Origin of the sequence: Rathayibacter caricis DSM 15933, assembly GCF_003044275.1 — a bacterium.
GTDB lineage: Bacteria > Actinomycetota > Actinomycetes > Actinomycetales > Microbacteriaceae > Rathayibacter > Rathayibacter caricis.
This window is the reverse complement of the sequence record NZ_PZPL01000001.1, coordinates 2,920,828-2,941,966: the sequence shown is the minus strand read 5'-3', so window position 1 is coordinate 2,941,966 and position 21,139 is coordinate 2,920,828. Positions and strand designations below refer to the sequence as shown.

Sequence of the window (21,139 nt, the reverse complement as noted above, 5' to 3'; positions counted from 1 at the left end):
CACGGTGCCGCCCATATCGAACCGGAGAATCATGACCTTCGCCGCGCAACTCCCCGCGAAGCCCGCCCTCGAGGGGCTCGAGAGCAAGTGGGGCCTCGTCTGGCAGACCGACGGGACGTACCGGTTCGACCGCACCGGTCTCACCCGCGCCGACGTCTACTCGATCGACACGCCCCCGCCCACCGCGTCGGGCTCGCTGCACATCGGGCACGTCTTCTCGTACACGCACACCGACGTCGTCGCGCGGTTCCAGCGCATGCGCGGCCGCAAGGTCTTCTACCCGATGGGCTGGGACGACAACGGCCTGCCGACGGAGCGCCGCGTGCAGAACTACTACGGCGTCCGCTGCGACCCGACGCTGCCCTACGAGGCCGACTTCACTCCTCCGTTCGAGGGCGGCGACAACAAGAGCAGCAAGGCGGCCGACCAGAAGCCGATCTCGCGCCGCAACTTCATCGAGCTGTGCGAGCGCCTCACCCTCGAGGACGAGAAGCAGTTCGAGGACCTCTGGCGCAGCCTCGGACTCTCCGTCGACTGGTCGCAGACCTACCGCACCATCGGCGAGGAGTCGCAGGCCGCCTCGCAGCGCGCGTTCCTCCGGAACCTCGCCCGCGGCGAGGCCTACCAGGCCCAGGCGCCGACCCTGTGGGACATCACCTTCCGCACCGCGGTCGCCCAGGCCGAGCTCGAGGACAAGGAGCAGCCCGGGGCGTACCACCGGATCGCGTTCCACCGCGAGGGCGCGGAGGACGTCTTCATCGAGACGACCCGCCCGGAGCTGCTGCCCGCCTGCGTCGCGCTCGTCGCGCACCCCGACGACGAGCGGTACCAGCCGCTCTTCGGCACGACCGTCCGCACCCCGCTCTTCGACGTCGAGGTGCCCGTGCTCGCGCACCACCTCGCGCAGAAGGACAAGGGCTCGGGCATCGCCATGATCTGCACCTTCGGCGACGTCACCGATGTGGTCTGGTGGCGCGAGCTCGACCTGCCCAACCGCGCGATCATCGGATTCGACGGCCGCATCGTCTCGGAGGCGCCGCAGGCAATCGCGAGCGACGCGGGCCGCGAGGCGTACGCGCAGCTCGCCGGCAAGACGGTGTTCTCGGCCAAGCAGGCCGTCGTCGCGCTCCTCACCGAGTCAGGGGAGATGACCGGCGAGCCGCGTCCCATCACCCACCCCGTGAAGTTCTTCGAGAAGGGCGACAAGCCGCTCGAGATCGTGTCGACCCGGCAGTGGTATCTGGTGAACGGCGCGCGCGACGCCGCGCTCAAGGAGCGCCTGCTGGAGCTCGGCCGCGACGTCCGCTTCGTGCCCGAGTTCATGCGCGTGCGCTACGAGAACTGGGTCAACGGCCTCTCGGGCGACTGGCTCGTCTCGCGCCAGCGCTTCTTCGGCGTGCCGATCCCCGTCTGGTACCCGCTGGACGGCGACGGCAACCCCGTCTTCGACCGCCCGCTCGTTCCCGAGGAGTCGGCGCTGCCCGTCGATCCGTCCTCGGACCCCGCCCCCGGCTACTCCGAGGACCAGCGCGGCGTGCCCGGCGGCTTCCAGGGCGAGCTCGACGTCATGGACACCTGGGCCACCTCCTCGCTCACCCCGCAGCTCGCGGGCGGCTGGGAGCGCGACGACGAGCTCTGGCAGCTCGTGGCTCCGTACGACCTCCGCCCCCAGGGCCAGGACATCATCCGCACCTGGCTCTTCTCGACGCTGCTGCGCTCGCAGCTCGAGGACTCGCGCGCGCCCTGGGGCAACGCGACGATCTCGGGCTTCATCGTCGATCCGGACCGCAAGAAGATGTCGAAGTCGAAGGGCAACGTCGTCACCCCGGCGGGCATGCTCGAGCAGCACGGCTCGGACGCGGTGCGCTATTGGGCGGCCTCGTCGCGGCTCGGGACCGACGCGGCGTTCGATCCGCAGAACCCGACCCAGATCAAGATCGGCCGGCGTCTCGCGATCAAGGTCCTGAACGCGGCGAAGTTCATCCACGGCTTCGCGCAGGCCGAGGGCGCCGAGGTGACCGATCCGCTCGATCTGAGCATGCTCGCGACGCTCGACGCCGTGGTGGCCGAGGCGACGACCGCCCTCGAGAACTACGACCACGCGCGGGCGCTCGAGAGCACCGAGGCGTTCTTCTGGACCTTCTGCGACGACTACCTCGAGCTCGTCAAGGAGCGCGCGTACGGCGAGGACGGTGCCTCGGCGGCCGCCGCACTCCACCTCGCGCTCGATGCGCTGCTGCGCCTCTTCGCTCCGTTCATCCCCTTCGCCACCGAGGAGACGTGGTCGTGGTCGCACGACGCCTCGATCCACACGCAGCCGTGGCCCGAGCAGACCGGTCTCGGTGGGGACCCCTCGGTCCTCGCCGCCGCCAGCACCGTGCTCACGGCGGTCCGCCGCGCGAAGACGGATGCGAAGGCTTCGCAGAAGACGCCGGCCCGCGCGGCCGTCGTCACGGCTCCCGCCGACCTGATCGCCTCGCTCCGCCTCGCCGCGGGTGACATCGCCGCAGTGGGCCGGATCGCCGCCCTCGACTTCGCCGAGGGTGCGACACTGTCGGTGGAGATCGAGCTCGAGACCGAGGTCTAGGACGCGCCGGGAGGCGGGCCCGACCGGCCCGCCTCCCGAGCACCGACGAGAGGACGCACCATGCAGCTCGGAACACGCTGGAACCTCGGCGGCCGGCCGCCGACCACCCTCCCGGAGATCGTCGTCACCGCGGTCCGCGACGTCGAGCACGAGCTCGCCGAGGCGGGCACCGAAACGGCGGACTGGCGCTGGCAGCTCACCTGGCTCGAGGGCAAGCCCGTCCTCGAGCTCGACGACGGTACGACCGTCACCTACCGTCCCGACGAGGACGCGGCCTACATCACGCAGCCGCAGGGCCGCGTCGAGGGCGAGGACGACGACTGGGGCTGAGCCCGCCGGGTGCGGCCTAGGCTCGCAGGATGATCGACTCCGTCGCCGTCCTCCTCGAGCCCAGCACCCTCCCCCACGGTCTGCCCGACTTCGCGGCGGTCGACCCGGACGCCTACCGGCCCGCCTTCGAGGAGGCGCTGCGCCGGCACCGCACCGAGATCGACGTCATCGTCTCCACGGAGGCGGCGCCGAGCATCGAGAACACGCTCGTGGCGCTCGAGCGCTCCGGTCGCGCCCTGCGCCGGGTGAGCGCGGTCTTCTTCACCGTCTGCGCGTCCGATCGCACGGCGCAGACCGATGCGCTGGAGCAGGAGCTCGCTCCACTGCTGTCGGCGCACGACGACGCGATCACCCTCGATCCGCGGCTCTACGAGCGGCTCCGCGTCCTCGGCGAGCAGAGGGATCGACTCGACCTCGACGACGAGACGGCCTACCTGCTCGAGCGGGTGCTCACACGGTTCGCCCGCGCAGGAGCGCTCCTCGACGACGACGGGAAGGCCCGTCTCGGCGAGCTGAACGAGCGGCTCTCGACCCTCACCACGCTCTTCCAGAAGAACCTGCTCGCCGAGACCAACGCGCGCGCCGTCGCGTTCGACGACGCCTCGGCGCTCGACGGGCTCGACGACTCCGAGGTGTCCGCTGCTCAGCGGGCCGCCGGGGAACGCGGTCTCGAGGGCGTCCTCGTCACCCTGCCGCTCTTCTCCGGCCACCCGTGGCTCGCCCGTCTGCGCGATCGCTCGGTGCGCGAGCGCATCCTGCGAGCCTCCGTCGGCAGGGCGAGCGAGGGCGGCGAGCACGACAACCGCGAGGTGCTGCAGGACATCGTCGCCCTGAGGGCGGAGCGCGCCGCTCTGCTCGGGGCGGACTCGCACGCCGAGTTCGTGATCTCGGGGCAGACGGCCGGCTCCCCGGAGCGGGTGCGGACTCTGCTGGAGGAGCTCGCCGAGCCCGCCGCCCGGAACGCGTCCGAGGAGCTCGCCAGGATGCAGGCGTTCGCCGACGCGGAGCAGGACGGCGCAGGTGCACCGCGGTTCGTCCTCGAGCGCTGGGATCGCGCGTACTACGAGGAGCGGGTGCGCTCCGCGTCCTACGACGTCGACTCGAGCGCGCTGCGGCCCTACTTCGAGCTGGAGCGGGTGCTGCACGAGGGGGTCTTCGCCGCGGCGGCGGGACTCTACGGTCTGCGCTTCGAGGAGCGGACGGACCTCGGCGGCCACAGCGAGCACGTCCGCGTCTTCGAGGTGCACGAGGAGGACGGCTCCGCGCTCGGGCTCTTCCTCTTCGACCCCTTCACCCGCGACTCGAAGCGGGGCGGCGCCTGGATGAACTCGCTGTCGACGCGAACGAGCCTCCTCGGCGACTCCGCCGTCGTCGTCAACACCCTGAACATCTTGGCGCCCGGCGAGGGCGAGCCTGCACTGCTCGCTCTGGACGAGGTCGACACGCTCTTCCACGAGTTCGGGCACGCCCTGCACGGCCTCCTCGCCTCGGTGCGGTATCCGCGGTTCGGCGGCACGAGCGTCTACCGCGACTTCGTCGAGTTCCCGAGTCAGGTGAACGAGATGTGGGTGCGCCGACCGGAGCTCCTGTCCTCCTACGCGCGCCACGTCGAGACCGGTGAGCCGCTGAGCGCCGAGCTCGTGCAGCGGCTCGAGGAGTCCGCCCTCTGGGGTGAGGGCTTCGCCACGGCGGAGTACCTCGCCTCGGCGCTCCTGGACCTCGCCTGGCACGAGCGCGCCCACCCGGTCGAGCGCGTCGACGTGCACGACTTCGAGGACGACGCGCTGCGCCGCGCCGGCCTGCTGCTCGACGCGATCCCGCCGCGGTACGGCAGCACCTACTTCGCGCACGTCTTCTCGGGCGGCTACTCCGCGGGCTACTACTCCTACATCTGGAGCGAGATCCTCGACGCCGACACCGTCGAGTGGTTCGAGGAGAACGGCGGTCTGGATCGCGCGGCGGGCGAGCGCTTCCGCCGGATGATCCTCGGGATCGGCGGCTCGCGCGATCCGCTCGACGCCTACCGCGGGTTCCGCGGTCGCGACGCCCGCACCGAGCCGCTGCTGCGACGACGGGGACTGCTCCCCCGCGACTGAGCTCTCAAGCGGCGGACCGGCGCGGCACGAGCCACGCCAGCAGGACGAGCCCGACGACCAGCCCCCAGAAAGCGGATCCGATCCCCGCGACGGTGGTGCCGGACGCGGTGACGAGGAGGGTCGCCGCCGCGGGCAGACGCAGCCGCGGCTCGTCGACGGCCGCCTGCACCGCCGCGACGAACACTCCGAGCAGCGCCAGCCCGGCGACGGCCTCGATGAGCAGAGGGCTCGCGGAGGAGACCAGCGCCGTCGCGGCGCCGGCCACGACGCCGAGGACGAGGTAGGACGCGCCCGCCGAGACCGACGCGATCCACCGGCGCTCCGGCAGCGGGGACGCCTCCGGGCCGGCGGTCAGCGCCGCGCTCAGCGCAGCGAGGTTGATCGGCACCCCGCCGAAGACGGCGGCGACGCCCGAGAGCGCTCCGGAAGAGACGATCGCCGGTCGGGAGTGTGGCGCGAAGCCGAAGCTCGACAGCACGGCGATGCCCGGGATGTTCTGACCCGCCATCGTGACCACGTAGAGCGGGAGTCCGATGCCGACGATCGCGCCGATCTCGAAGACCGGAGCGACGAACTCGGGCGACGGCAGCAGCGGCGCGCCGGCGAGGGCCGCCCCGTCGGTGACCAGCAGCAGCACGATCGCCAGGCCGATCGCGGCAGGTACGGCCCAGCGCGGGAGCAGCCGCACGAGCACGAGCCAGACCAGGATCACCGGCAGGGCCAGCGCCGGGATCTCGACCGCCGCCCGGACGGGCGCGAGCACGAGCGGGAACAGGATCCCCGCGAGCATGCCGTTGGCGAGCGGTCGCGGGATGCGCGACACCAGCCGCCCCAGCGCCGGCCAGAGCCCCGTGACCACCAGGAGGAGCGACGCCACCAGGAACGCGCCCACCGCGCGGTCGAAGCCGCCGGGGAGCGCCGCCGTCGCCGCGAGCAGTGCGGCTCCGGGGGTGCTCCACGCGAAGGTCATCGGAACGCGGTAGCGGATGCTCAGCAGGATGCACAGCAGACCCTGCAGCACGCAGACGGCCAGGAGTCCGGACGCGGCCTGCCGGTCGGTCGCGCCGACGGCGACGACTCCGGCGAGGACGATCGCGAAGGAGCTCGAGAAGCCGGTGAGGGCCGCGACGATCCCGGCGAGCAGGGGCTGGACGATGACGGCTCCTCCGTTCGCGGACGCCCGGACCGACCGGGCGGCGCGTCCACGACCCGCTCCGCCAGGCTAGGGAACCGGAGCGGGCACGACGACGCCCCCGCCGGGCCAATCCTGGTGAACTGGCGCGACGGGGGCGGAGGGGGTCAGGCGCTCTTCTCCTGGCGGCGCGGCGCGTGCGGCACGATCGTCGGCGCGGCGTTGTCGAGCACGGCGGCGCGGGTGACGACGACCCGGGCGACCTCGTCGGACGACGGCACCTCGAACATGATCGGTCCGAGCACCTCCTCGAGGATCGCGCGGAGCCCGCGGGCGCCCGTCTGCCGCAGCACGGCGAGGTCGGCGATCGCCTCGAGGGCGCCGCGGTCGAACTCCAGCTCGACGCCGTCGAGCTCGAACATGCGCTGGTACTGCTTGACGAGCGCGTTGCGCGGCTCGGTCAGGATCTGCATCAGCGCATCCTGGTCGAGCTGCGTCACCGTGGTGACGACCGGGAGGCGGCCGATGAACTCGGGGATGAGCCCGAACTTGTGCAGATCCTCCGGGAGGACCTCGCTGAAGATGTTGATCTCGTCGCCCTTGCTGTGCAGCGGGGCACCGAACCCGATGCCGCGCTTGCCGGCGCGCGACGAGATGATGTCCTCGAGTCCGGCGAACGCTCCCGCGACGATGAACAGCACGTTCGTCGTGTCGATCTGGATGAACTCCTGATGCGGGTGCTTGCGACCACCCTGCGGCGGCACGGAGGCGACCGTGCCCTCGAGGATCTTCAGCAGGGCCTGCTGGACGCCCTCGCCCGAGACGTCGCGCGTGATCGACGGATTCTCGGCCTTGCGCGCGATCTTGTCGACCTCGTCGATGTAGATGATGCCGGTCTCGGCGCGCTTGACGTCGTAGTCGGCCGCCTGGATGAGCTTCAGCAGGATGTTCTCGACGTCCTCGCCGACGTAGCCCGCCTCGGTGAGGGCCGTGGCGTCGGCGACCGCGAAGGGAACGTTGAGCCGCTTCGCGAGCGTCTGAGCGAGGTAGGTCTTGCCGCAGCCGGTCGGGCCGATCAGCAGGATGTTGCTCTTGGCGATCTCGATCTCGTCGTGGATCGCATCGGCCGCGGTGATCGTGTTGCGCACGCGCACCCGCTTGTAGTGGTTGTAGACCGCGACGGCGAGGGCTCGCTTGGCCTGCTCCTGGCCGATCACGTACTCCTCGAGGAACCCGAAGATCTCCTTCGGCTTCGGGAGGTCGAACTCGTGGCTCGTCTCCTCGCTCGACTCCGAGAGCCGCTCCTCGATGATCTCGTTGCACAGCTCGACGCACTCGTCGCAGATGTAGACGCCGGGACCGGCGATGAGCTGCTGGACCTGCTTCTGGCTCTTGCCGCAGAACGAGCACTTCAGCAGGTCGGCGCTTTCGCCAATACGTGCCACGGGGATGCCCCACTTCCTTGTCGTGCGTCGGTCGTGTCGTGCGTCGGTCGTGCGGGGACCGAGGAACTGGTTCCGAGCCTAGCCTCTGCATCGCGAGGGCTCGGCAGGCGGGCCGGGATTCGCGGCCGTTGCGCCCATCGTGACGGTTTGCTACGGACGCCCGGGCGCGACCCCGGGTGCGCGGAAGGGCCGGTCGCGGATCTCTCCGCGCCGGCCCTTCCGAGGGTCGATCAGGCCGTGAGAGCCGGGAGGCTCTTGCGGCTGGTCAGGATCTGGTCGATCAGCCCGTACTCGAGCGCGTCGTCCGCACCGAGGATCTTGTCGCGGTCGATGTCCTTCTTGACCTGCTCGATCGAGCGGTTGGAGTGCTTCGACAGCGTCTCCTCGAGCCACTCGCGCATGCGCATGATCTCGGCCGCCTGGATCTCGATGTCCGAAGCCTGGCCACCACCCTGCTGGACGGCGGGCTGGTGGATGAGGATGCGCGCGTTGGGGAGCGCGAGGCGCTTGCCCGGCGTGCCCGCGGCGGTCAGTACGGCGGCGGCCGAGGCCGCCTGACCGAGGACGACCGTCTGGATGTGCGGGCGGATGTACTGCATCGTGTCGTAGATCGCCGTCATCGCGGTGAAGGATCCACCGGGCGAGTTGATGTACATGACGATGTCGCGGTCGGGGTCCTGGCTCTCGAGCACGAGGAGCTGAGCCATGATGTCGTCCGCCGAGGCGTCGTCGACCTGCACGCCGAGGAAGATGATGCGGTCCTCGAAGAGCTTGGCGTAGGGGTCCTGGCGCTTGTAGCCGTAGGCCGTGCGCTCCTCGAAGGTGGGGAGGATGTAGCGCGAGGACGGCGCGGCTCCGGAGCCGAAGGCCGTTCCGCCGAAGGTGGGTGCGTTCATTGTCTGTTCCTGATCTCTCGGCGCGTCTGGAAGGCTCACTCGGTGGCGGTTCCGCCGCCGCCGGCGACGTCGGTCGCGGAGGAGCGGATGTGGTCGACGAATCCGTAGGCCAGGGCCTCCTCGGCGCTGAACCAGCGGTCGCGGTCGCCGTCCTCGTTGACCTGCTCGACGGTCTTGCCGGTCGCCTTCGCGGTGATCTCGGCGAGGCGCTTCTTCATGTCGAGGATGAGCTGCGCCTGGGTCTGGATGTCGGACGCGGTGCCGCCGAACCCGCCGTGCGGCTGGTGCAGCAGGACGCGGGCGTTCGGCGTGATGTACCGCTTGCCCTGCGTGCCGGCGGTGAGGAGGAGCTGGCCCATCGAGGCCGCCATCCCGATGCCCACGGTCACGATGTCGTTCGGGACGAACTGCATCGTGTCGTAGATCGCCATGCCGGCGGTGATGGAGCCGCCGGGCGAGTTGATGTACAGGAAGATGTCCTTCTCTGCGTCCTCGGCCGCGAGGAGGAGGAGCTTCGCGGCGATCTCGTTCGCGTTCTCGTCGCGCACCTCGGAACCGAGCCAGATGATCCGGTCCTTGAGCAGGCGGTCGAAAACACTGTTGGGCATAACCATGTCGGCCATGTATTGCTCCGTTTCAGTTGTCGCTTCGGAGGCGAATCTATCGGACGCTCCCCCGCCGATCCGGCCGTGTTCGCCCGGGGCGGAGCGGGAGCGGCCGGTGTTCGCCGGGGGCGGACCGGGCGGCGCGCCTGCGCCGGAACGACAGGAGCCGCCCCCGACGGATCGGGGGCGGCTCCTGTGGTCGTCTGCGCGAGTGCTACTCGGCGGCCGGGGTCTCCTCGGCGGGAGCGGCGACCTTCTTCTTGGCGGGGGCGCGCTTCTTCTTCGGAGCCGGGGCGGGCTCCTCCGCTGCGGCCTCGGCCGGAGCCTCGCTCGTCTCGGCCGGAGCGTCGCCGGCCTCCGCGGGCGCCTCGACCGGGACCTCGGCGGCGGCGTCCTCGACCGCGGGAGCGGTCTCGTCGGCCGCCGACTCGTCGTCCTCGCCGGGAACGGCGGTGAAGGCGGTCAGGTCGACGGCCTTGCCGTCGGTGTCGACGACCTTCGCCTTGCCGAGGACGATCGCGAGCGCCTTGTTGCGGGCGACCTCGCCGACCATCTGACCGATCTGGTTGTTCTCGGACAGGATCTTGATGAACTCGTTCGGCTCCATGCCGTACTGCGCAGCGCCCTGGATCAGGTACTGCGTGAGCTCGTCCTGGCTGACCTGGACCTTCTCCTGCTCGACGACGTGGTCGAGCAGGATCTGGGTCTTGAAGGTCTTCTCGCTCGCCTCGGTGACCTCGGCGCGGTGCTCGTCGTCCTCGAGGCGGTTCTCGCCCTCGAGGTGGCGGTGCACCTCGTCCTCGACGAGCGACGCGGGGACCGGCACCTCGACGAGGGCGAGGAGGGCGTCGACGAGCTTCTCGCGCGCCTGGCCGCCCTGGCCGAAGGTCTTCTGCTGAGCGGCCTGCTCCTTGAGCGACTCGCGGAGCTCGGCGATCGTGTCGAACTCGCTGGCGATCTGCGCGAAGTCGTCGTCGGCGTCGGGGAGCTCGCGCTCCTTGACGGCGGTGAGGGTGACGGCGATCTCGGCCTGCTCGCCGGCGTGGTCGCCGCCGAGCAGCGGGGCGGTGAAGGTGGTGCTCTCACCGGCGGTGAGGGAGTCGAGCGCCTCGTCGATGCCCTCGATGAGCTCGCCCGAGCCGAGCTCGTAGGAGATCGCGTTGGCGGTGTCGACCTCGACGCCGTCGATGGTCGCGATCAGGTCGATCTGGGCGAAGTCGCCCGTCTTCGCGGGACGGTCGACCGTCACGAGCGTGCCGAAGCGGCTGCGCAGGCGGTCGAGCTCGGCGTCGACGTCGGCGTCGGTGACCTCGGCCGCGTCGACCGTGAGCTCGATGCCCTCGTAGTCGGGCACGTCGACCTCGGGACGGACGTCGACCTCGATCGCGAGCTCGAGATCGCCGGTGAAGTCCTTGTCGCTCGGCCAGGCGACGATGTCGGCCTGCGGGCGGCCCAGGGGGCGCACCTCGGACTCGCGCACGGCCTCGCGGTAGAAGCCGTCGAGGCCCTCGTTGACGGCGTGCTCGAGCACGGCCGCCTTGCCGACGCGCTGGTCGACGATCGCGGGCGGGACCTTGCCCTTGCGGAAGCCGGGGACGTTGATCTGCTCGGCGATGTGGCCGTACGCGTGCGTGATGCTGGGGCCGAGCTCGTCGGGGGTGACCGAAATCGCGAGCTTGACGCGGGTCGGGCTCAGCTTTTCTACCGTGGTCTTCACGTGAGGGGATCTCCTGTGCTGGTTGGTGTCGGCGCCGTGCAAACGGTCGTCACGGGTCGAGGTCGTCACGATGAGAATCGTGGTCGGGGCGACAGGATTCGAACCTGCGACCTCCCGCTCCCAAAGCGGGCGCTCTAGCCAAGCTGAGCTACGCCCCGGATGCGCGGGCCGGGGCACCGTGCTGTGAGACTCTCGTCGAGCCCTCTCCGCACGTCCGCTGTCGCAACACGCCGAAATGGCCTTCGCAAGTGTACTCCACCGCGACTCGCCCGGCAGGAACGCGGTTCCGACCGCGCGCCGCGAGCAGTGCTGCACGGACGTGTCCGCCTCGGCCACGGGATGTACTACAGTGTCATGGTGCCCGATCGAGAGATGGGCGCACACCCGTTTCGCAGCCTCGCGCCGCGGATCCGGGGCTGTAGCTTAGTGGTAAAGCCTCTGTCTTCCAAACAGATGATGCGAGTTCGATTCTCGTCAGCCCCTCTCCTTCCTCTCTTCTGACCGGCCCGGTCTTCTGACCGTGTCGGCCGCGTCAGGCCGTCGCGTCCGACGCTCCCCGGTGCAGCTCGGTCAGCGCCCGGTACGACTCGGCGTTCCTGCGGATGCCGGCGCGCTCCTCCTCCGTCAACTCGCGACGCACCTTCGCCGGCACTCCGGCCACGAGCGACCCGGGCGGGACGACGGTGCTCTCCAGCACCACGGCACCCGCCGCCACGAGGGAGCCGGTCCCGATGACGGCGCCGTTCAGTACTGTCGCGTTCATCCCGACCAGCACGTCGTCCTCGAGCGTGCAGCCGTGCAGCACGGCGTTGTGCCCGACCGAGACCCCGGCGCCGATCGTCGCACCGAACCCGGCGTCGACGTGCACGATCACGCCGTCCTGCAAGTTGCTGCCCTCGCCGAGTCGGATCGACGCGCTCTCGGCCCGCAGCACCGCCCCGTACCAGACGCTCGCGTGCTCCTCCACGGCGACGTCGCCGACGAGGACGGCGCCGGGCGCCGCCCAGGCGGTGCGGGCGAGGCGGGGCGATCGCCCCTCGCCGAGCCCGAGGAGGCGCGGCCCCTGCTGATCGTTCGACATCGTCGTCTTCCTCTCGTCGTTCCGGGACGCTCGTCCCGCATCCTCGCACCGTCCTTCGGCGAGCGGGACCTCAGCGGGCCGAGCGCAGCCAGGTGAGCACGGCGAGGACGCGCCGGTGGTCCGATCCCGAGTCCTCGAGACCGAGCTTCTGGAAGATCGCGGTCACGTTCTTCTCGACCGCGCCGACCCCGATGAAGAGCGACGCCGCGATGCCCGCGTTCGTGCGCCCCTCCGCCATCGCCTCGAGCACCTCCCGCTCCCGCGGGGTCAGCGAGGCGAGCGGATCGCGCTGGCGCTGCAGGAGCGACGCCACGACCTGCGGGTCGAGCACGGTCCCTCCGGCCGCCACCCTCTCGACCGCGTCACGCAACTCGTCGACGGAGGCGACCCGGTCCTTCAGGAGGTAGCCCATCCCGCCCTCACCGGATCCGAGCAGCTCGTGCGCGTAGGTCACCTCGACGTACTGGCTCAGCAGGAGGACCGCGACGGACGGGTGCGCGGCGCGGATCCGGAGGGCCGCACGCACCCCCTCGTCACGGAAGGTCGGCGGCATGCGGACGTCGAGCACGGCGACGTCGACCGCCGCGGGCTCGCGCTCGAGGAGGGCCACGAGTCCCTCGGCGTCGCCGAACGCTCCGGCCACGGCGAACCCCGCGTCCTCGAACAGTCGGACGAGACCCTCCCGGAGGAGTACCGAGTCCTCGGCGAGGGCGACGCGGATCACGGGTGCGGAGCTCACTCCGTCAGCCTAGAGCGGGGGCATCGGCGGGGAGCGGGCGGAACGGCACGTGGACGCCGACGGTCGTCGGTCCTCCCGCGGGCGAGTCCAGGCGGAGGACGCCGCGGAGACCTCGGAGCCTCCCCTCGACCCCCTCGAGTCCGTGGCCGGGGATCGCGGCCGCCCCGCCGACTCCGTCGTCGATCACCCAGACGTCGAGCCAGCTCTCCCCGGACGGGCCCGGATCGCGCACGTCGAGGTGGACCCGGACGCGCCGGGCCCTCGCGTGCTTCGACGCGTTCGCGAGCAGCTCCGCTACGACGAAGTAGACGCTCCGCTCGACCTCCGGCGGCACCCCCCGGATCGGATGGTCGACGACGACGTCCACCGGAACGGGGCTCAGCGCGGCGATCGAGTGCACGGCCGCCTCGAACCCGCGGTCCTGCAGGATCGGCGGGGCGACGCCGCGCGACAGGGCGCGCAGCTCGTCCAGCGCCGCGCCGACGTGCTCGCGGGCCTGCGCGATCAGGGCCGTCGCTCCCTCCGGATCCGCGCCGATACGGCGTTCCGCCGACGCGAGGTCCATCTGCACCCGGAGGAGCCGCTGCTGCGGTCCGTCGTGGATGTCCCGCTCCAGCCGGCGCAGCTCGCGGTCCTCGGCGGCGACGGCGGCTCCGCGAGAGGCGCTCAACTCCTCGACCTCGCGCTGCAGCGCCTCCGAGCTCCACGGGCCCAGCAGCAGCCTGTCGACCAGGTAGCGGGCGAGGGTGAGGCCGCGCGTCGCGAACGGCAGGGTCGAGACGAACAGCACCAAGACGGCGACTGCGGCCAGGACGACGAGGATCTCCGGCGGCTCGGGCACGCCGAGCAGCGAGCTCACGCGGTCGGCCACCCAGCGGGCGGCGGTCGCTGAGCCGCCTCCCGTGCCGTCGAGCGCCGTCACGAGGGTCCCCGCCCCCGCCCAGAGCCACAGCACCAGCACGGCCCCGAGGACCGTCGAGAGCAGCGGAGCCACGATCAGCGTGTGCAGCAGAGCCAGCCAGTAGTGGCCGTCGATCACGGGACCGTAGAGCGCGAAGGTGGCGGGGGCCGTACCGGCGGGCGCCCGGCGCGCTCGGGGCTCGGGGATGTCCGGGCGACCGGCGAGCAGGTCGAGCCACCGGGTGCCGCGCGCGAAGAAGCGCGCGACGATCAGGGCGACCGGGACCAGGACGACCCCGATCAGCACCCCGATGAGCCCGAGCGCGGCGACGAGCGCGAGGCCGACCGTCGTCGCCCCGACGACCGCGAACGGCACCGCGACGACCAGCGCGAGCGCCTCACGCGGCACCCCGCGCCAGAGGCGGAGGTAGGCGCGGGTCGCCTCGGCCAGCGGTGACGACGCAGCGCTCATCACGGCCCTCCTTCACGCCCGCCGCGGGAGGGGGACGCCGGTCCGAGCGTATCGGCGGCGCCCTCTCGGCACCCGGGGGCGGACCCCCGTCTCCGTCGCTCCTGCGGCCCTCGCGGAGGAGGACAGCCTCACCTCAGCGGCGCTTAGCGGAGCCTCCGCTTCCTTGCGGCGACGGGGCTGCGGCGTACAGTTGACGATCAGTCACCCCCTCTCGAAAGGACCCGATCGATGTCCACTGCATCCGTCACGTCGCTCACCTCGTCGAACCCGGATGTCGCATCCGGAGTCGCTCAGTTCCTCAGCCCCGTCGTCGTCGAGATGACCGCGCTGGCCGTCAACGGCAAGCAGGCGCACTGGCACGTGCGCGGCGCCAACTTCATCGGCGTGCACGAGCTCCTCGACACGATCGTCGCGCACTCGATCGAGTGGGCCGACCTCGCCGCCGAGCGCGTCGTCGCCCTCGGCCTCCCCGTCGACGCCCGCATCCAGACCGTCGCCTCGGCGACGCGGACCCAGCCCCTCACCCCCGGGTTCCAGCGCTCCGAGAACGCCATCGTCGAGATCATCACCCAGATGGACGTCGCGATCGCCACGGTGAACACCGCGATCGCCGAGCTCGCCGAGATCGACGCCAGCAGCCAGGACGTCGCCATCGAGATCGGCCGCGGCCTCGAGAAGGACCGCTGGTTCCTCTTCGCGCACGTCAGCGAGAGCTGAGCACCCGCTCCCGGACGCACCCGGAAGGCCCGCCCGATCCTCGGATCCGGTGGGCCTTCCGTCTGCCCGGTCGGCCGGGACCGGCGTCAGGCCTCGTGGGTGACGCGGCCCGCGAGGAACGTCAGCGCCACGGGCATGGTCCGCAGCCGGTCCGGAGCAGCGGTGAGCGGGTCGCGCTCGACCACGACGAGGTCGGCGGGGTCGCCCGCCATCGGCCGCAGCCGTCGCGACCTCGTCGAGGCGGTGATCGCCTCCCGAGCATCGAGGCGCTGCTCGGGGTGCCAGGGCTCATCGCCGGGGCGCGCCCGGGCCACGGCCGCCGCCATCGCGACCCACGGGTCCAGCGGCGCGACGGGGGCGTCCGATCCCAGCACGACCGTCGCTCCGGAGTCGATCAGCGAGCGGAGCGCGAAGGCGCGGCCGGTCCGTCCCGCCCAGTAGCGGTCGGCGACGTCGCGGTCGTCGAGAGCGTGCTCGGGCTGCACGCCGGCCACGACTCCCAGGCCGGCGAACCGCGGGATGTCGGCGTCCGAGAGCAGCTGCGCGTGCTCGATCCGGCCGCCGCCCACCCGCGCGAGGGCGTCGAGCGCGACCGTGGCGGCCGCGTCGCCGATGGCGTGCACGGTCGACCGGATCCCGGCCGCCGCCGCGCGGGCGAGCAGCTCGTCGAGCTCGACCGGATCGACGGTGAGGACCCCGCGCCCCGCGCCGGCACCCTCGTACGGGTGCTCGCAGAAGGCCGTCCGCGTATTCAGGGAGCCGTCGATCAGCACCTTGAGCGGGCCCATCCGGAGCAGGCCCTCTCCCCCGGCGAGCTCGTCCCCGCTGCGCAGCCCCTCGCGGATCGCGCGGTCCAGGTCGTCCCGGTACACCCCGGTGTCCACCCGGAGGGACCGCGTGCCGTGAGCGACGCGGCGGGTCCAGTCGCCGACGTTCCAGCGCATCTCGAGATCGACGACTCCGACGACCCCGCGCGCGGCCGCCTGCCGGGCCGCCGTGTCGACGAGCAGGTCGAGCTCGTCGTCGGTCATGGCGCCGAGCGCCGTGACGAGCTCGAAGCACGGGTCCTCGCGCAGGAGATCGTCCGTCCACGGCACGGAGTAGCGCCGGAGCGCCGCGGAGTTGAGCCAGACGGAGTGCAGGTCGCCGCCGACGAGCACCACGGGCCGCTCGGGCGCGACGGCGTCGAGCTGCCCGGTGGTCGGCGGCTCGGGCCACAGGCCGTCGCGGTAGCCGAAGCCGACGAGCGTGGTCGTCGCTCCCGCGGGCGAGACGGCGAGCCGGTCGCGGACCGCCGCCACGACCTCGGCAGCCGAGACGGCCGACGAGACGTCCAGGCGCGGAGCGGTCATCGCCCACTGCGAGAAGTGCACGTGCTCGTCCCACAGTCCGGGCAGCAGCCACCGGCCGTCGAGGTCGCGGACGTGGTCGACCGGTCCGGCCGCGGCGCCGACGGAGTCGATCACCCCGTCCCGCACCACCACGTCGACCGGAGCATCGGCGCCCAGCAGCCGCGCGCCGCGCAGCAGCAGCGATCCGCTCATCGTCGTCCGGCCTCGATCACGACTGGCACACCGGGCACCAGTAGAGCTTGCGCGCGCCGATCTCCTCGAGGAGGACGTTCGTGCCGCAGACGCGGCAGGGCAGGCCCTCGCGCTTGTAGACGTAGTTGCGCTCGGCGCGGCTGCGGACGGCCTTCGACCGCTCGGCGGCGGTCAGCCCGCGCCGGGTGATCATCATGCCGGTGCGGATGCCGTCCTCGAGCAGGAGCGCCCAGTCGGCCCACAGCTCGTTCGCGAGCTCGAGCGGCACCTGCTTGCCGGGCGTGTGCGGGTCCAGCGCCGCGCGGTAGAGCAGCTCGGCCCGGTAGATGTTGCCGATGCCGCTGACGACCGACTGGTCCATCAGCACCAGTCCGACCGGAGTGGCCGTCTTGCGCAGCCGCGTCACGAAGCGCTCGCGCGCGGCATCGGAGTCGTCGGCGGCCGGATCGGGGCCGAGCCGCGCCAGCAGGGCCTCGACCTGCGACGGGTCCATCACCTCGCACGCCGTCGGTCCGCGCAGGTCGGCGACCGTCTCCTCCGTCTGCAGGCGCACGCGCACGGCGCCGATCGGCGGGGGCGGGAACTCGTCGAGGTCGCTGTCGGTCTCGTGCTCCGTCTCGGAGAGCCGGACCGCGCGCCGCCGCCGCGGGGCGCCGATGCTGCTGCCCGCCTTCCCGTCGGGGAAGAGCGGAGAGACGTGCCCGAGGAAGTCCCACGCCCCGTAGAGGCCGAGATGCACGTGCAGGAACAGATCGCCCTCGAAGCGCAGCAGCAGGTGCTTGCCGACCGCGGTCGACTCGAGGACGGTCCGCCCGCCGAGCACCGCGGCGCCCTCCGCGAACCGTCCCTGCGGACTGCTGACGGCCACCGCGTGCCCGACCACGTCGCGCTCGAACTGCAGCGCGATGCGGTGGACGGAGTGCCCCTCCGGCACCTAGCGGCTCTTCGCGGTCGAGTCGACGGCTCGGCCGGCGATGTCGCCGGTGGCCTCGTACTCGGCGAGCTGCGCGATGCGGCGCACGTGCCGCTCCTCGAACGTGAAGGGCTCGGCGACGAACGCGTCGATGAAACCCGTCGCCTCGTCGACCGTGTGCTGGCGGGCGCCGATCGAGATCACGTTGGCGTCGTTGTGCTGGCGGGCGAGGACCGCGGTGCTGAGGTTCCAGACCAGGGCGGCGCGGACGCCCGCCACCTTGTTCGCCGCGATCTGCTCGCCGTTCCCGGAGCCGCCGAAGACGACTCCTAGCGCCTGCACGCCGGCCTCCTGGTCGCGCACGACCGCCGCTGCCGCGTTGATGCAGAACGACGGGTAGTCGTCGAGCGGGTCGTAGGAGGTCGGACCGTGGTCGACGACCTCGTGGCCCGCCGCACCGAGGTGCTCGATCAGGTGCCGGCTGAAGTCCAGCCCGGCGTGGTCCGTTGCGATGTGGATGCGCACGCGCTCGTCCTTTGAGAGTGCCGAATCGATGCCCGCTCGAGCGGGCCGGGAGTCAGAGTACCGCCCGCGGACGGCGGTCGCCCTCAGTCGAACTGCGGGTCGCGGGTCCGCGAGCGCTTGAGCTCGAAGAATCCGTCGTACGAGGCGGCGGCGACGATGCCGTCCCACAGGGTCAGCGCCTGCTCGCCGCGCGGAGTGGGCGAGAGGACGGGGCCGAAGAAGGCGACGTCGCCGATCGCGATGACGGGGGTGCCGACGTCCTGGCCGACGCGGTCGATCCCCTCGAAGTGCGAGGCGCGCATCGGGGCGTCGTACTCCTCCGAGTCGGCGTAGGCGGCCAGCTCGGCCGGGACTCCGATCTCGGCGAGCGACTCGGCGATGACCGCGTCGACGTCCGTGCGGCCTCCGACGTGGATCCGGGTGCCGAGAGCGTCGTAGAGCGGCTTGATCTTCTCGCGGCCCTCGCGCTCGCCGACGGCCGCGACGAGGCGCGTGTAGCGCAGCGCCCGCGGCAGGAAGCTGCGGTAGGACTCGTCGACGTCCTTGTCCTCGTTGAGGACGGCGAGGCTCATGATGCGCCAGGTGACGTCGAGGTCGCGGGCGGGCGTCACCTCGTCGACGAAGCGGGAGGTCATCCAGGCCCAGGGGCAGGAGGGGTCGAACCAGAAATCCACGGAGGTCATGCCCTCACGTTACGCCGCCGTCCGCACCCTCCGTGCGCCTGAGCGCCGCCCGGGTGCCACCGGGCGCCACGGCCCTAGGCTTGATCGTCGGCGCCCGCACCCCGGCGCCCGGCGGCCGCGCCCGAGACGAACGGATGGAGCACCCGTGCCAGGAGACAACCTCACCCGGAGCGAAGCGCAGGAGCGCGCCTCGCTGATCCAGGTCATCGACTACGACATCCGCCTCGACCTCACGCAGGGGCCGGAGACGTTCCTCAGCACGACGACCGTGCGCTTCACCGCGGTGGAGGGGGCGTCGACCTTCCTCGACGCGATCACGCGGACCGTCCACTCGGTCGTGCTGAACGGCGTCGAGCTCGACGCGGCCGAGGTCGCCGACGGCGTGCGGATCCGCCTCGACTCCCTCGCCGCCCGGAACGAGCTGACCGTCGTCGCCGACGCGATGTACACCAACACCGGCGAGGGCCTGCACCGCTTCGTCGACCCCGTCGACGGCGAGGTCTACCTGTACTCGCAGTTCGAGGTGCCGGACTCCCGCCGCGTGTTCGCGGTGTTCGAGCAGCCCGATCTCAAGGCGGAGTTCCGCTTCACCGTCACCGCGCCCGCCACCTGGCAGGTCGTCTCGAACCAGCCGACCCCGGAGCCGGTGCCGGCCGGCGAGGGCGTCGCGACCTGGAGCTTCGAGCCCACGCCGCGCATCTCCTCCTACATCACGGCCCTCATCGCGGGACCGTACGTGGTCGAGCGCGACTCGCTCGTCTCCTCCGACGGCCGCACCGTGCCCCTGGGCGTCTTCGCCCGCGCCTCGCTCGCTCCCCATCTCGATGCCGACTACGTCTTCGAGAAGACCAAGCAGGGCTTCGCGTTCTACGAGGAGAAGTTCGGCGTCCCGTACCCGTTCGACAAGTACGACCAGCTCTTCGTCCCCGAGTTCAACGCCGGCGCGATGGAGAACGCGGGAGCGGTCACGTTCACCGAGACCTACGTGTTCCGTTCCAAGGTCACCGACGCGATCAAGGAGCGCCGGGTCGTCACGATCCTGCACGAGCTCGCGCACATGTGGTTCGGCGACCTGGTGACCATGAAGTGGTGGAACGACCTCTGGCTGAACGAGTCGTTCGCCGAGTACGCGTCCACCCTGGCCACCGCCGAGGCGACCGAGTGGACCGAGGCCTGGACGACCTTCGCCGCGATGGAGAAGAGCTGGGCGTACCGCCAGGACCAGCTGCCCTCGACGCACCCGATCGTCGCGACGATCAACGACCTCGAGGACGTCCAGGTCAACTTCGACGGCATAACCTACGCCAAGGGCGCCTCGGTGCTCAAGCAGCTGGTGGCCTGGGTCGGCGAGGAGGAGTTCCTCGCGGGCGTCCACGAGTACTTCGTGAAGCACGCGTTCTCGAACACCGAGCTGCGCGACCTGCTCGTCGAGCTGGAGGCCACGAGCGGCCGCGACCTGACCGAGTGGTCGGCGCAGTGGCTCGAGACGGCCGGAGTGAACACCCTGCGTCCCGAGATCGCGGTCGACGAGTCCGGCTCGATCGCCTCCTTCGCGATCCTGCAGAGCGCCGTCGAGGAGTACCCGACGATCCGTCCGCACCGCCTCGCGATCGGCCTCTACGACTTCGAGGGCGACCGCCTCGTGCGGATCGACCGGCTCGAGCTCGACGTCGACGGCGAGCGGACCGAGGTGCCCGAGCTGATCGGCCGCACCCGCCCGGCCCTCGTGCTGCTCAACGACGACGACCTGGCGTACGCCAAGATCCGGCTCGACGACGCCTCGCTCGACGTCGCGATCGAGCACCTCGCGAGCATCGAGAGCCCCCTGGCGCGTTCGCTCGTCTGGGGCTCGGCCTGGGATGCGACGCGGGACGCCGAGTCGGCTCCCCGCGACTTCGTCCGCCTCGTGCTGGGCAACATCGCCACCGAGACCGAGTCGACCACGCTCCGCACGGTGCTGGGCCAGCTGGTCACGACCGCGACCCAGTACGTCGCTCCGGAGCACCGCTCCGAGACCGTCGCTCAGGTCGGCGACCGGCTCCGCACCCTGGCCGAGGAGGCGGAGGCCGGCAGCGACGCGCAGTTCCAGTTCGTGAAGTTCTTCGCCGCCGTCGCGTCGACGCCCGAGCACCTCGACGCGCTCGAGGCGCTGCGCAGCGGCTCGACCTCGCTCGAGGGCCTCGAGATCGACACCGACCTCTCCTGGGAGCTGCTGATCGCGCTCGTCGCGGGCGGGCGGGCCGGCACGGAGGAGATCGACTCCGCTCTCGCCGCAGACACCACGGCCACCGGTCAGCAGTCGGCGGCGCAGGCCCGCGCCGCGATCCCGACCGCCGAGGCGAAGCGCGCGGCCTGGGAGTCGGTCACGGCCGACGACTCCGCGCCGAACACGATCGTGCGCTCGACGGGCCTCGGCTTCCAGCGCACGAGCGACCCGCAGCTGCTCGACGCGATGGTGCCGGTCTACTTCGATGCTCTGCGCGAGCTGTGGGACTCGAAGAGCTACAAGATCGCCGAGTACCTCGTCGTCGGCTTCTACCCGGCTGCCACCCCGACACCCGAGATCGTCGCGGCGACGCGGGAGTGGCTCGAGGCGAACCCCGAGGTGCCGGCACTGCGCCGTCTCGTCGTCGAGAACCTGGCGGGTGTGGAGCGCGCCCTGCGCGCCCAGGAGCGCGACGGGCGCTGATCGACCCGCTGATCGGCCTCGGAGGGGGCGTCGGAGCGATCCGGCGCCCCTCCTTCGTCCCTACCGCT

Annotated in this window: 17 protein-coding genes and 2 tRNA genes; 6 read left to right on the top strand and 13 right to left on the bottom strand. The window is 71.5% G+C overall.

What is annotated here, in order from left to right; all coding sequences use genetic code 11:
- Positions 1 to 31: 31 nt before the first annotated feature.
- Genes valS through C1I63_RS13660 form a run of 3 tightly spaced genes read left to right on the top strand, consistent with a single transcriptional unit; the run spans position 32 to position 5,013 of the window.
- Positions 32 to 2,587 carry a valine--tRNA ligase gene (valS, locus tag C1I63_RS13670; RefSeq protein WP_107575132.1) on the top strand — a complete coding sequence of 852 codons (2,556 nt, stop codon included), beginning with the start codon at positions 32 to 34 and terminating at the stop codon, positions 2,585 to 2,587.
- Positions 2,588 to 2,647: 60 nt separating this feature from the next.
- Positions 2,648 to 2,917: a hypothetical protein gene (locus C1I63_RS13665; RefSeq protein ID WP_107575131.1), complete on the top strand. Its 270-nt coding sequence runs from the start codon at positions 2,648 to 2,650 to the stop codon at positions 2,915 to 2,917.
- Between the two features lie 29 nt (positions 2,918 to 2,946).
- Positions 2,947 to 5,013 (top strand): M3 family metallopeptidase, encoded by a 2,067-nt coding sequence (locus C1I63_RS13660; RefSeq protein ID WP_107575130.1) that lies wholly within the window; start codon positions 2,947 to 2,949, stop codon positions 5,011 to 5,013.
- Positions 5,014 to 5,017: 4 nt separating this feature from the next.
- On the opposite strand, the gene C1I63_RS13655 is transcribed toward C1I63_RS13660, so the two are convergent.
- The 6 genes from C1I63_RS13655 to C1I63_RS13630 form a co-directional block, all read right to left on the bottom strand.
- Positions 5,018 to 6,157 (bottom strand): benzoate/H(+) symporter BenE family transporter, encoded by a 1,140-nt coding sequence (locus C1I63_RS13655; protein WP_211315674.1) that lies wholly within the window; start codon positions 6,155 to 6,157, stop codon positions 5,018 to 5,020.
- A gap of 155 nt (positions 6,158 to 6,312) precedes the next feature.
- Positions 6,313 to 7,590, bottom strand: coding sequence for an ATP-dependent Clp protease ATP-binding subunit ClpX (gene clpX / locus C1I63_RS13650; RefSeq protein ID WP_055792389.1), 1,278 nt, complete (start codon positions 7,588 to 7,590; stop codon positions 6,313 to 6,315).
- Between the two features lie 230 nt (positions 7,591 to 7,820).
- Positions 7,821 to 8,486: an ATP-dependent Clp protease proteolytic subunit gene (locus C1I63_RS13645; protein ID WP_055792392.1), complete on the bottom strand. Its 666-nt coding sequence runs from the start codon at positions 8,484 to 8,486 to the stop codon at positions 7,821 to 7,823.
- A 35-nt stretch (positions 8,487 to 8,521) separates the two neighbouring features.
- On the bottom strand, positions 8,522 to 9,109 hold the full coding sequence (locus C1I63_RS13640; protein WP_055792396.1) for an ATP-dependent Clp protease proteolytic subunit: 588 nt from the start codon (positions 9,107 to 9,109) through the stop codon (positions 8,522 to 8,524).
- 196 nt (positions 9,110 to 9,305) lie between these two features.
- Positions 9,306 to 10,808, bottom strand: coding sequence for a trigger factor (gene tig / locus C1I63_RS13635; RefSeq protein WP_107575128.1), 1,503 nt, complete (start codon positions 10,806 to 10,808; stop codon positions 9,306 to 9,308).
- Between the two features lie 80 nt (positions 10,809 to 10,888).
- Positions 10,889 to 10,966: transfer RNA gene (locus C1I63_RS13630), tRNA-Pro, on the bottom strand.
- 254 nt (positions 10,967 to 11,220) lie between these two features.
- Between C1I63_RS13630 and C1I63_RS13625 the strand changes: the two genes are divergently transcribed.
- Positions 11,221 to 11,291 (top strand) — tRNA-Gly (locus C1I63_RS13625).
- A gap of 49 nt (positions 11,292 to 11,340) precedes the next feature.
- Here C1I63_RS13625 and C1I63_RS13620 read toward each other — a convergent pair.
- The 3 genes from C1I63_RS13620 to C1I63_RS13610 form a co-directional block, all read right to left on the bottom strand.
- Positions 11,341 to 11,889 carry a gamma carbonic anhydrase family protein gene (locus tag C1I63_RS13620; protein WP_107575127.1) on the bottom strand — a complete coding sequence of 183 codons (549 nt, stop codon included), beginning with the start codon at positions 11,887 to 11,889 and terminating at the stop codon, positions 11,341 to 11,343.
- Between the two features lie 70 nt (positions 11,890 to 11,959).
- Positions 11,960 to 12,628 (bottom strand): response regulator transcription factor, encoded by a 669-nt coding sequence (locus C1I63_RS13615; RefSeq protein ID WP_244907082.1) that lies wholly within the window; start codon positions 12,626 to 12,628, stop codon positions 11,960 to 11,962.
- Between the two features lie 4 nt (positions 12,629 to 12,632).
- Complete coding sequence (locus tag C1I63_RS13610; RefSeq protein WP_107575126.1) at positions 12,633 to 14,000, bottom strand: sensor histidine kinase; 1,368 nt, start codon at positions 13,998 to 14,000, stop codon at positions 12,633 to 12,635.
- Positions 14,001 to 14,228: 228 nt separating this feature from the next.
- Here C1I63_RS13610 and C1I63_RS13605 point away from each other — a divergent pair, with 228 nt between their 5' ends.
- On the top strand, positions 14,229 to 14,717 hold the full coding sequence (locus C1I63_RS13605; protein ID WP_055792411.1) for a Dps family protein: 489 nt from the start codon (positions 14,229 to 14,231) through the stop codon (positions 14,715 to 14,717).
- Between the two features lie 86 nt (positions 14,718 to 14,803).
- Here the strand turns inward: C1I63_RS13605 and C1I63_RS13600 are convergent, their stop codons facing one another.
- From C1I63_RS13600 to C1I63_RS13585, 4 genes are all read right to left on the bottom strand, one after another.
- On the bottom strand, positions 14,804 to 16,261 hold the full coding sequence (locus C1I63_RS13600; protein WP_107575125.1) for an amidohydrolase: 1,458 nt from the start codon (positions 16,259 to 16,261) through the stop codon (positions 14,804 to 14,806).
- A gap of 16 nt (positions 16,262 to 16,277) precedes the next feature.
- Positions 16,278 to 17,195, bottom strand: coding sequence for an Fpg/Nei family DNA glycosylase (locus C1I63_RS13595; protein WP_107575124.1), 918 nt, complete (start codon positions 17,193 to 17,195; stop codon positions 16,278 to 16,280).
- Positions 17,196 to 17,699, bottom strand: coding sequence for a ribose-5-phosphate isomerase (locus C1I63_RS13590; protein ID WP_055792425.1), 504 nt, complete (start codon positions 17,697 to 17,699; stop codon positions 17,196 to 17,198).
- Positions 17,700 to 17,782: 83 nt separating this feature from the next.
- A complete protein-coding gene (locus C1I63_RS13585) occupies positions 17,783 to 18,382 on the bottom strand; it encodes a mycothiol-dependent nitroreductase Rv2466c family protein (protein ID WP_107575123.1) in 600 nt (199 codons plus the stop codon).
- A gap of 145 nt (positions 18,383 to 18,527) precedes the next feature.
- Between C1I63_RS13585 and pepN the strand changes: the two genes are divergently transcribed.
- Positions 18,528 to 21,071, top strand: a complete 2,544-nt coding sequence (pepN, locus tag C1I63_RS13580) for an aminopeptidase N (RefSeq protein WP_107575122.1) — start codon at positions 18,528 to 18,530, stop codon at positions 21,069 to 21,071.
- The last annotated feature ends 68 nt before the right edge of the window (positions 21,072 to 21,139 follow it).

What these genes read in the sequence shown, in the direction of transcription:
- C1I63_RS13600 (WP_107575125.1), bottom strand. Translation starts at nt 16,261, where the DNA reads ATGAGCGGATCGCTGCTGCTGCGCGGCGCGCGGCTGCTGGGCGCCGAT.
- C1I63_RS13585 (WP_107575123.1), bottom strand. Translation starts at nt 18,382, where the DNA reads ATGACCTCCGTGGATTTCTGGTTCGACCCCTCCTGCCCCTGGGCCTGG.
- C1I63_RS13610 (WP_107575126.1), bottom strand. Translation starts at nt 14,000, where the DNA reads ATGAGCGCTGCGTCGTCACCGCTGGCCGAGGCGACCCGCGCCTACCTC.
- C1I63_RS13605 (WP_055792411.1), top strand. Translation starts at nt 14,229, where the DNA reads ATGTCCACTGCATCCGTCACGTCGCTCACCTCGTCGAACCCGGATGTC.
- valS (WP_107575132.1), top strand. Translation starts at nt 32, where the DNA reads ATGACCTTCGCCGCGCAACTCCCCGCGAAGCCCGCCCTCGAGGGGCTC.
- C1I63_RS13660 (WP_107575130.1), top strand. Translation starts at nt 2,947, where the DNA reads ATGATCGACTCCGTCGCCGTCCTCCTCGAGCCCAGCACCCTCCCCCAC.
- C1I63_RS13640 (WP_055792396.1), bottom strand. Translation starts at nt 9,109, where the DNA reads ATGGCCGACATGGTTATGCCCAACAGTGTTTTCGACCGCCTGCTCAAG.
- C1I63_RS13665 (WP_107575131.1), top strand. Translation starts at nt 2,648, where the DNA reads ATGCAGCTCGGAACACGCTGGAACCTCGGCGGCCGGCCGCCGACCACC.
- C1I63_RS13620 (WP_107575127.1), bottom strand. Translation starts at nt 11,889, where the DNA reads ATGTCGAACGATCAGCAGGGGCCGCGCCTCCTCGGGCTCGGCGAGGGG.
- C1I63_RS13645 (WP_055792392.1), bottom strand. Translation starts at nt 8,486, where the DNA reads ATGAACGCACCCACCTTCGGCGGAACGGCCTTCGGCTCCGGAGCCGCG.